This is a genomic window from Aeromonas sp. (genome assembly GCF_051657805.1).
GTDB lineage: Bacteria > Pseudomonadota > Gammaproteobacteria > Enterobacterales > Aeromonadaceae > Aeromonas.
In genome coordinates this window covers 1-1,094 of the sequence record NZ_JBOFLJ010000022.1, presented here as the reverse complement: position 1 = coordinate 1,094, position 1,094 = coordinate 1, and the positions used below count along the sequence as shown (strand labels likewise).

General features: G+C 62.0%; 1 protein-coding gene. It reads left to right on the top strand.

What is annotated here, in order from left to right:
• Positions 1-267 precede the first annotated feature (267 nt).
• A partial coding sequence (locus ACRCYW_RS08940; protein WP_438549771.1) for a hypothetical protein occupies positions 268-1,094 on the top strand: 827 nt, incomplete at its 3' end.

Here is a 1,094-nt window from a genome sequence, read left to right as displayed (position 1 = left end):
AGAGGGTTCACCAAGGACCACCCCCCGGAGCTCCCCTGTGCTTTCTCTCGACTCGGATTCCTGCTGGAAGCGGGGGGGTCGATGGAGGCTCTGGCCTGCGGAAGCATATACCATGCAACGTGCTTCTCGGCAGGCCCCCCCTTCCTCACCCGTCTCCGAGACAACAAGGGGCTGTGCTACCCTCGCCGGGCCGACCCGTCCTTGTTCCCCAACTTTGTCTGCGAGGCGTGTCAAGTCCGTAGCATCTTGGGGCGGGAACTCCGATACGTGGAGAAAGACGTCCACCTCTTGGCCCTAGAACGGATGCGCATCCTGGACACCATGAACCGGCTGGCCGAAGGCTCCCACAAGACCTACAAGAGCCCCATCCTCCGAATCCAACGCTTTGAGAGTCTGTACCAGGTCCGCATCCTCCGACCCACTCTCCTCGACGCCCCCAGCCGTTCCGCCTGCATACCTTTGATGTGGGCGCAACTGGCTCACACTCTCCAACCTGGGAAGACCGAAGGATCCCGCATCAAGTTCTCGTCGGCACGACAGAGCCGCAGCGCTGTCTCCGCCTTCTACATGTGGGACCTGGCCATGAGTAGACCCGAGCAAGCGATAGCGGCAGGGCAAGGAAGCCACGTCGCACTCCATGTCCTCCCCACCGAGGAACTCTGCTACACCCACTTCAGTGCTGGATTGAGGCGGCGAATGGGGGACTCGTCTCAGAAGAGTACAGCCCTCCGGTTCCAACACATCCGGTTCCTGGACACCCAGTTCGAAACCATGTACCAGGCAGCAACAAATACGGCCACCAGACACGAGGCGGCGGCAGCAGGCGCAGCCAACCTCCTGTTCTGGCTCGGATGGGTGCGCAGCACAGAGGGCTTTTCTCTCACCCCAGCGGATATAGCGATCACACGCCCTGGAGACGGCCCTCGGAAAGGCCTCCCCTGCGGGGTGGGAGTCATCGAAATCCGCCTACTGCCCGAGACAAAGACCAATTCGGCCGCCACCGCCGATATAATCGTCGCCTATGCGTGCTGGTCCGGGTTCAGCCTGGGCCTGTGGCTTGAACGCCTCCTGGCTTTCACTCCCTCGGACGGGGC